Consider the following 9857-nt stretch of genomic DNA (forward strand, 5'->3'; position numbering starts at 1 on the left):
GAGACCCTCGCATGATCCAGCCGCCCCGCCGCCCCCGTTCCGCGTCGCACACGCGCCTTCCTGCCCGCCTCGGGCTGCTGCTGGCGCTGGCCTTGCCGGCGTTGGGACAGGCGGCGGCGCCGGCGACGCTGTCGCTGCAACAGGGCTGGCAGGTGCGGCTGGCGCCGGGCGATGCCAACGCCAAGGCGCATCCGAAGGCGGCGCAGTGGCTGCCGGCGCAGGTGCCGGGCACGGTGCAGACCGACCTGATCGCCGCAGGCGTGGTGCCGGATCCGTTCTATCGCGACAACGAAGCGCAGATCCAGTGGGCCGGGCTCAGCGACTGGCAGTACCAGACCCATTTCCAGGTCGACGCGGCCTTGCTGGCGCGCCCGCACCTGGAACTGGTGTTCGACGGCCTGGACACCTTTGCCGAGGTCTACCTCAACGGCAAGAAACTGCTGGCCGCCGACAACATGTTCCGGCAGTGGCGCATCGACGCCAAACCGCTGCTCAAGCGCGGCGACAACCTGCTGGAAGTACGCATCGCCTCGCCGATCAAGAAGATCCAGCCGTGGCTGTCCAAGCAGCCGTATGCCCTGCCCGGCGCCTACGATTCGGCATTCGGCGACGAGCCGGTGGCGCGGCACAGTTCCACCTATGTGCGCAAGGCGCCGTACAACTTCGGCTGGGACTGGGGCCCGCGCATCGTCACCGCCGGCATCTGGCAGGGCGTGCGCCTGGAAGCCTGGGACGCGCTGCGCGTGGACGGCCTGCGCATCGCCCAGCAGCGCGTCGACGCCGACGCAGCGCAACTGCTGGCGCAACTGCAGGTGCAGGCCGGCCGCAGCGGCGAAGTGCAGTTGGATCTGGAGGTGCTCGGCCCCGACGGCCAACGCGTCGGCCAGTTCAGCCAGCGCGCGGTGGTCGATCCGGGCGCCAACACCCTGACCGTGCCGGTGCGCATCGCCAAGCCGCAGCGCTGGTTCCCGGCCGGCTACGGCCGCCAGGACCTGTACACGTTCAAGGCGCAACTGCGCGATGCGGCGGGCGAACGGTTGGACGTGCAGCGCGTCACCGGCCTGCGCAGCGTCGAACTGCGCCGCGAGAAGGACCAGTGGGGCAAGAGCTTCGCCCTGGTGGTCAACGGCATCCCGGTGTTCGCCAAGGGCGCCAACCTGATCCCGTTCGACAGCTTCCCCACCCGCGTCGACGCCGCGCGCATGCGCGGCTTCCTGCAGTCCGCGCGCGACGCCAACATGAACATGCTGCGCATGTGGGGCGGCGGTCATTACCAGCCGGACAGCTTCTACGAGGACGCCGACCGCCTGGGCATCATGATCTGGCAGGACTTCATGTTCGGCGGCGCCATCCCGCCGTACGACGTCGCGTTCCGCGAGAACACCCGTGCCGAGGCCGAGGAGCAGGTCCGGCGCCTGGGCGATCACCCCAGCATCGTCATCTGGTGCGGCAACAACGAAGTGCAGACCGGATGGGAGAACTGGGGCGACCGGGTCAAGTTCAAGCAGTCGATCGACCCGGAAGAGCGCGAGCGCATCGTCCGCGGCATGACCACGCTGTTCGGCACGGTGCTGCGCGAAGCGGTGCAGAAGTACGACAGCGACACCCCGTACTGGGCGACCTCGCCGGGCACCGATTTCGACGGCGCCGCCGACCAGCCCGACGACGGCGACATGCACTACTGGAAGGTCTGGGGCGGCCCGGCGCTGCCGGTCACCGAGTACCTCAACGTGACCCCGCGCTTCATGTCCGAATACGGGCTGCAGTCGTTCCCGGAGATGCGCACCATCCGCGCCTTCGCCGAACCCGGCGACCTGCAGCCGGAATCGGCGGTGATGCGCGCGCACCAGAAGTTCGACAAGGGCAACGGCAACCAGCGCCTGCTGCTGTACATCCGCCGTGCGTTCGGCGAGCCCAAGGATTTCGCCAGCTTCGTCTACCTGAGCCAGATCATGCAGGCCGAGGGCATCACCCTGGCCGCCGAGCACCTGCGCGCCTCGCGGCCGCAATCGATGGGCTCGCTGTACTGGCAGCTCAACGACGTGTGGCCCGGCGCGTCGTGGTCGAGCCTGGACTACTTCGGCCGCTGGAAGGCGCTGCAGTACCACGCGCGCCGCTTCTACGCGCCGGAACTGATCGCCGCACTGCGCAACGACAAGGGCCAGACCGAGGTGTCGCTGGTCTCCGACCGCACTACCCCGCTGGCCGCGCGCTGGCGCATGCGGGTCATGGACCTGTCCGGCAAGGTGCTGAGCAAGACCGAGAAGCCGGTGACGCTGGCGCCGCTGTCCAGCGTGCGCGTGGGCAGCTTCAGCGATGCGCAGCTGCTGCGCCGCGCCGATCCGCGCCGTAGCGTGGCGGTGTTCGAGCTGCTCGACGGCGAGCGCGTGCTGTCGCGCAACCTGGTGTACTTCGACGCGGCCAAGCGCCTGCAGTGGCCGCAGGCCGACATCCGCAGCGAGCTGCACGCAGACGGCGACGGCTACGCGCTGACCCTGAGCAGCGCCACCCTCGCCGCGCAGGTGTGGCTGAGCTTCGGCGACCTCGACGTGACCCTGTCCGACAACGCCTTCGACCTGCTGCCGGGCGAGCCGCTGACCGTGCGCGTGCACAGCAGCGCCACCCTGGAGCAGCTGCGCGCGGCGCTGCAGGTGCGTGACCTCGGCGGGACCATGGCGGGCGCCCCGGCCGAGCCGGCGGAGGTGAAGTGATGCGCGGGGAGATGTGCGATTCGAAGGGAACAGTGTGGGAGGGACTTCAGTCCCGACGTGGCGTTACCGGTAAAGCGTCGGGACTGAAGTCCCTCCCACAAAGGCGCATCTCCCTGGCGCTGTGCGCACTCGGCCTGCTCGCCGCCCCGCTCGCCCACGCCGACGAGGCCGAGGACCGCGCCGCCGCGCTGGTGGCGAAGATGACCCGCGCCGAGAAGATCGCGCAGGCGATGAACGCTGCGCCGGCGATCCCGCGCCTGGGCGTGCCGGCCTACGAGTGGTGGAGCGAGGGCCTGCACGGCATCGCCCGCAACGGCGAGGCCACGGTATTCCCGCAGGCGATCGGCCTGGCCGCGACCTGGAATCCCGACCTGCTGCACGACGTCGGCACCGTCACCTCCACCGAGGCGCGGGCCAAGTTCAACCTCGCCGGCGGCCCCGGCAAGGACCATCCGCGCTACGCCGGGCTGACCATCTGGTCGCCCAACATCAACATCTTCCGCGACCCGCGCTGGGGCCGCGGCATGGAGACCTACGGCGAGGATCCCTACCTCACCGGGCGGCTCGCGGTCGGCTTCATCCACGGCCTGCAGGGCGACGATCCGGCGCACCCGCGCACCATCGCCACGCCCAAGCACCTGGCCGTGCACAGCGGGCCGGAACCGGGCCGCCACGGCTTCGACGTGGACGTGTCGCCGCACGATTTCGAGGCCACCTACTCGCCGGCGTTCCGCGCCGCCATCGTCGACGGCCAGGCCGGCTCGGTGATGTGCGCGTACAACTCCCTGCACGGCACGCCCGCCTGCGCCGCCGACTGGCTGATCGACGGCCGCGTGCGCGGCGACTGGGGCTTCAAGGGCTTCGTCGTGTCCGATTGCGATGCGATCGACGACATGACCCAGTTCCACTACTACCGCGCCGACAATGCAGGCTCTTCCGCCGCGGCGCTCAAGGCCGGGCACGACCTGAATTGCGGCTACGCCTACCGCGACCTCGGCATCGCCTTCGACCGTGGCGAGGCAGACGAGGCGCTGCTCGACCGCTCGCTGGTGCGCCTGTTCGCCGCGCGCTACCGGCTTGGCGAGCTGCAGCCGTCGCGCCGCGATCCGTATGCACGGCTGGGCACCAAGGACATCGACAGTGCCGCGCACCGCGCGCTGGCGCTGCAGGCCGCACAGCAATCGCTGGTGCTGCTGAAGAACGCCAACGCCACCCTGCCGCTGCGCCCGGGCCTGCGCCTGGCCGTGCTCGGCCCCAATGCCGATGCGCTGGCCGCGCTGGAAGCCAACTACCAGGGCACTTCGGTGCAGCCGGTGACGCCGCTGCAAGGGCTGCGCACGCGCTTCGGCGCCACCCAGATCACCTATGCACAGGGCGCGCCGCTGGCCGCCGGCGTGCCCGGCATGATCCCCGAGACCGCGCTGCGCAGCGACGGCAAGCCCGGGCTGCGCGGCGAGTACTTCGACAACCTGGACCTGGCCGGTACGCCGCGCGCGCAGCGCCAGGACCGCGTGGTCGGCTTCAACTGGGACCACGTGGCCCCGGCCAAGGGCGTGGACAAGGACCGCTATTCGGTGCGCTGGAGCGGCGAACTGCTGCCGCCCGGCCCCGGCGACTACACCCTGGCGGTGCGGGTGGCGCGCTGCTTCGATTGCGCCGGCCACGACCCGGTGCGCCTGTACATCGACGACCAGTTGGTGATCGCCGGCAACGCCGAGGACAAGCACCTGCCGGCCGGCATGCACAACGCCGACGGCCGCAACGTCGAGGCAGTGCTGCATTTCGACGACGCGACACCGCGGCGCATCCGCCTGGAGCTGGAACACCGCGGCCAGGACCAGGGCCTGCGCCTGGAGTGGCTGGCGCCGCCGGCGCTGCAACTGGCCGAGGCCGAACGCGCAGTGGCGCAGGCCGACGCGGTGGTGGCCTTCGTCGGCCTGTCGCCGGACGTGGAAGGCGAGGAACTGCGCATCGACGTGCCGGGCTTCGACGGCGGCGACCGCAACGACCTGGCCCTGCCGGCGGCGCAGCAGGCGCTGCTGGAACGGGCCAAGGCCAGCGGCAAACCACTGGTCGTGGTGCTGATGAGCGGCAGCGCGGTGGCGTTGAACTGGGCCAAGCAACACGCCGACGCGATCATCGCCGCGTGGTATCCGGGCCAGTCCGGCGGCACCGCCATCGCCCAGGCACTGGCCGGCGACATCAACCCCGGCGGCCGCCTGCCGGTGACCTTCTACCGCTCGACCAAGGACCTGCCGCCCTACGTCAGCTACGACATGAAGGGCCGCACCTACCGCTACTTCAAGGGCGAGCCGCTGTTCCCGTTCGGCTACGGCCTCAGCTACACCCAATTCGCCTATGACGCACCGCAGCTGTCGGCCGCGACCCTGCAGGACGGCCAGCCGCTGCAGGTGAGCACCACGGTGCGCAACACCGGCGCACGCGCCGGCGACGAGGTGGTGCAGGTGTACCTGCAATACCCGCAGCGCGCGCAGTCGCCGCTGCGCAGCCTGGTCGGCTTCCAGCGCGTGCACCTGCAACCGGGCGAGGCGCGCACGCTGCGCTTCGCGCTGGATGCGCGCCAGCTCAGCGACGTCGATCGTAGCGGCCAGCGCGCGGTGGAGGCCGGCGACTATCGCGTGTTCGTCGGCGGCGGCCAGCCCGGCACCGGCGCGCCCGGCGAGGACGCGGCGTTCTCGATCAGTGGCCGGGTGGCCCTGCCGAAGTGAGCGAGGGGCCGCCGACGGCCCCTGTCTACGAAATGCGCCAGCGCATGCGGCGGTGCAGCGTAACTGTCCGCCGCGCTCCCGCCGCCGGGCGCCATCACCCCATGTTTCAGCGTCCTGCTAATTTATTTTTCACGACCTATTGACAGTTCTCCGGGACAGAGGTATCGATAACACGTCGGTGCCACGCGCCGACGATGCCAGACGCGCCGAACGCCGCAGCACCTGCGGCGTTTTCCAGGGCAGTTCCAGGGGTGATGTGCCATGTCATGCAGTCGTCGCAGCCAGGATCGATGCCTCGCCGGAGTTCCGGCGCCCTGCCTGTCGTCCGCGCCCCGCGCGGGCGCGCACGGGAGCCGCTGCGCATGACCCGTCGCTACAAGCTGAGCGCGCTGCGTTCGCGCTCCAAGTGCATCGCCGGCTACTCGCCGCCACGCCACTGATCGCCGTTTAACGGTCCGCCCAGCCGGCAGACGCCTCGCGTCGGTCGCCGTTCGCTTTGTCCTGCTTGCACGCCGCCCGGCGTGCGGTCCGAGCGCGCGCGCCTTCCGCCCACCGTGTCTGCCATCCAGGAACGCAGCGGCGCGTCGCCTTCGGCGCGTGCCCGCACCGATCACGATCAGCGAGGTGTCACGTGGCAACCCATCCCTATTGCAAGCGCAAGGCGCTGTGCGCCGCCATTCTGGCCATCACCGGCCTCGCCGCCACCGCACCCGCGCTGGCCGGCACCGTACAGGGCGAACTCAAGGAGCGCAGCAGCGGCAAGCCCGCCGCGCACGCCAAGGTCGCCATCGCCGGCACCGCGCTCAGCGCCGCCACCGACGCACAAGGCCGCTTCGCCATCGCCGACGTGCCGGCCGGGCAGTACGCGCTGCAACTGGACTACCCCGGCTTCAGCGCGCCGGAAACCACCGTGCAGGTCGCCGACAGCGGCGCCGCCACGGTGTCCATCGCGCTGGACGAGGCCAAGCAGTTGCAGACCATCAGCGTGGCGGCCAATCGCTACGACGCCAGCACGCTGAAGATGAATTCCTCGAACACGGTGGACGTACTCTCGGCCAACGATCTTGAGCACACCGCCGTGCACAACGTCGCCGAGGCGCTGGGCCTGATCGCCGGCATCAACATCACCTACAGCGGCTCGGGCTACTTCGGCGGCGTCGACGGCGCCGCGCGCGGCGAAGGCATGTTCGCCTCGGTGCGCGGCCTGCCCTCCGAATACAACGTCAACCTGATCGACGGCGTCACCGTCGCCCAGGGCATGCCGTACAGCCGCAGCGTGCAGTTGAGCCTGCTGCCGCCCTCGGGCCTGCAGACCATCGTCGCCAACAAGACCTCCACCGCCGACATGGACGGCGATGCGATCGGCGGCACCCTGGATTTCCGCACACCCACCGCCTACGACTACAAGGACGCCACCAGCGGCAGCGTCACCGTCAGCGGCCGCGTGGAGAGCCGCGCGCGCGACTACGGCGGCGACGGCCTCGGCGGCGGCCTGGCCGGCGAGTTCCAGCACAAGTTTGGCGACGAGCAGCAGTTCGGCTTCTACGCCAGTGCCTACTACGACTACCGCACCTCCACCAACAGCGAGGTGGCTGCGGCCACCAGCGCGCTCAACGACGGTTCCTGGAAATTCCTGCACGCCAACGCCGACGGCAGCAACGCCGCCGGCTACGCGCCGCAGGACAACCTGACCAGCACCGGCATGAACGTCGGCGTGGTCGCCGGCTGGGAGCGCCGCTACGGCGGCAACGCGGCCTTCGACTGGAACGTGGACGAGACCCTGTCGGTGTACGCGCGCGCCACCTACGCCTACGCCAAGACCGACCAAGGCACCACCTTCGTGCAGTTGCTGCCGCAGGACGTCAGCTTCGTGCCGACCGCCACGCCCGGTGTGTATTCGCCCAACATCAACCGCATCGCCGCGCGCTTCTGGTACGAGACCAACCCGGAAATCGCCGACCTGGCCACGTTCCAGGTGGGCGCGCGCAAGACCGCCGGCAACTGGACGCTGTCGCCGAACCTGTTCTACAGCTTCGGCGACAACGACCGCCCCGACCACATCGAGATCGACGGGCGCGAGGACAAGTTCAGCCAGGCCAACTTCGCCTACTCCGGCAGCAGCCTGATGCGCTACGGCAGCGGCGCGTTCCCCTACCCGCAGCTGACCCCGGCGCTGCTGGCGCAGGTCAACAACATCCCCTCGCTGTACGCCAGCAGCTACGGCGAATCGACCAAGATCTACTCCGGGCAGAAGAAGGGCGGCGCCAAGTTCGACGCGCGCTACGACTTCAGCGACGGCGCGCTGACCGCGTTGCAGTTCGGCGTGAAGTACAGCAAGAGCAGCCGCCACTACAGCAACCGGGACTGGTGGACCGGCCCGGTGCCCGATGCCAGCACGCTGGGCGATCTGGGCATCTTCAACGGCGGCTACGCGGCGATTTTCCCCGGCAAGTACCACTGGGCCACGCCGCGGGTCAGCGAAGGCGCGGTGGCGCAGGTCATCGCCAACCACCTCACCGACGACGACCTGGACACCTGCGGCAGCGCGTTCTACGTCAACAACTACAACTGCAACACGATGCGCGGCACCGAGGCGGTCAGCGCCGCCTACGCGATGGCCACCTTCAACGTCGGCAGCCTGGAAGTGGTGCCCGGCGTGCGCTTCGAGCACACCAGCATCCACAACACCTTCTGGACCACGCCCACCGACAACAACGGCAACCAGCAGGTCGGCTACTTCGCCGCCAACAGCACGCACTACGACCAGCCGCTGCCGAGCGTGTTCCTGACCTGGCGTCCGGATAGCGCCAGCACCTACCGCGCGGCACTGTGGACCAGCTATACGCGGCCGGCGTTCGTGCAATTGGGCGGCGGCACCCAGATCAACATCTCCAACGGCATCACCACCATCACCCAGGGCAACCCGGACCTGAAGGCGATCACCTCGACCAACCTGGACCTGTCCGGCGAATGGGCGACCGACCATGGCGGATTCTTCTCGGTGGCCGGCTTCTACAAGCGCCTGCACCACTACATCTACGACGCCGGTTCCGGCCAGGCCAACTCGGGCACCAGCGGCAGCGGCACGGTGTTCTACCAGATGCCGACCAACGGCGGCGACGGCCGCGTGTACGGTGTGGAGGTCAGCGCGCGGCAGCGCTTCCAGGACCTGCCGGCGCCGTTCGACGGGCTGGGCGTCAGCGCCAATGCCACGCGCCAGCATGCGCATGCCGATCTGGGCATGGCCGGTTTCGAAGACGAGCAGATGCAGTCGGCGCCGAATGCGATGGCCAACCTGGAGCTGTTCTACGAGCGCTCGAAGTTCTCGGTGAACCTGAGCTACCACTTCAGCAGTTCCTATCTGCTGAACTACGACTTCCTGCACCAGAACGCGCCGTGGGACGACCTGTGGGCGCGGCCGACGCGGCGGGTGGATCTACATGCGGGGTATCGGTTCGACAATGGAGTGAATGTGGATCTGTCGATCTCCAATCTCACCAAGGAATACAGTTACTGGGGCCATGTGGGCCGGCACAATCTGGCGGTGTCGGACATCGTGGATGCCGGCATGATGACGCTGTTGACCGTCAAGTACGCGTTCTAGGGCGCGGCGTGCGCACGGGGATGCCATCGCGGAGCGTTGCCACGCTTCTTGTGGGAGGGACATCAGTCCCGACGGGCGTTGCCGATGCGGCCTGGATCAGGTTGCATCGGGAGCCCACTCAAGCAGCGCGCGCCTGGGTTGTCGTGGCACACGCCGTCACTCTTGTAGGAGCGGCTTCAGCCGCGACAGGCCTTACCGACTTCGCCTGGATCAGGCCTTTTGTGGGAGGGACTTCAGTCCCGACGGGCTTTCCCGGTCCGGCCCGGATCAGGCTGCATCAGCAGCTCGCTCGAGCAGCACGCGCCTCGGCTGTCGTAGGAGCGGCTTCAGCCGCGACAGGCTCTACCGACTCGACTGGAACAACGCCTTTTGTGGGAGGGACTTCAGTCCCGACGGGCTTTACTGAGGATGCTGGAAAGCGAAGGCAAAAGCTTTCGCCTGACGGCGAGTCACTTTTCTTTGCTTGTGCAAAGAAAAGTAACCAAAAGAAAGCACACCCCGCCTTCGCGCCCGCTACGCGGGTTCGCTCCGCCGACGGGATTTTCGGACGGGGCATCCTGCCCCGACCGAAAACGGCGCACATCCCTGTGCGCCGCCCCCCTGCGGGGGGTTTTGCCCGCCAGCTCCGCCGCTGCGGAGGGGACCCGGGAAGAGCAAAAGCTGAAGAGCAACAGCAACAGCGGCAGCGGCAGCGGCAGCGGCAATACGAAGTTACTTCGTGGATCGACACCATCGATGCAGTTGGTGCCACTACGCCCCGCCTTGTTTCCTGCATCCAATACCCCTCCCCTTCTTTCGGGATTTCGGCCACAG

The 9857-nt window shown here is 68.8% G+C and carries 3 protein-coding genes; all 3 read left to right on the forward strand.

All coding sequences use genetic code 11. The annotated features are described in order from the left end of the window. The first annotated feature begins 11 nt into the window (after positions 1–11). The 3 genes from ACP93_RS18005 to ACP93_RS18015 all read left to right on the forward strand — a co-directional run bounded on the left by ACP93_RS18005 (position 12) and on the right by ACP93_RS18015 (position 9044). Positions 12–2711: a beta-mannosidase gene (locus tag ACP93_RS18005; RefSeq protein ID WP_048492036.1), complete on the forward strand. Its 2700-nt coding sequence runs from the start codon at positions 12–14 to the stop codon at positions 2709–2711. After that, positions 2711–5440, forward strand: a complete 2730-nt coding sequence (locus tag ACP93_RS18010) for a glycoside hydrolase family 3 C-terminal domain-containing protein (protein WP_228136084.1) — start codon at positions 2711–2713, stop codon at positions 5438–5440. The genes ACP93_RS18005 and ACP93_RS18010 overlap by 1 nt, the downstream gene beginning before the upstream one ends. Positions 5441–6071: 631 nt before the next feature. After that, positions 6072–9044, forward strand: coding sequence for a TonB-dependent receptor (locus ACP93_RS18015; protein ID WP_048492037.1), 2973 nt, complete (start codon positions 6072–6074; stop codon positions 9042–9044). Positions 9045–9857: the final 813 nt, after the last annotated feature.

The organism is Xanthomonas sp. NCPPB 1128, from assembly GCF_001043115.1.
Classification (GTDB): Bacteria; Pseudomonadota; Gammaproteobacteria; order Xanthomonadales; family Xanthomonadaceae; genus Xanthomonas_A.

Excerpts from the sequence above, each read along its gene's own strand:
- ACP93_RS18010 (WP_228136084.1), top strand. The coding sequence starts at position 2,711 with ATGCGCGGGGAGATGTGCGATTCGAAGGGAACAGTGTGGGAGGGACTT.
- ACP93_RS18005 (WP_048492036.1), top strand. The coding sequence starts at position 12 with ATGATCCAGCCGCCCCGCCGCCCCCGTTCCGCGTCGCACACGCGCCTT.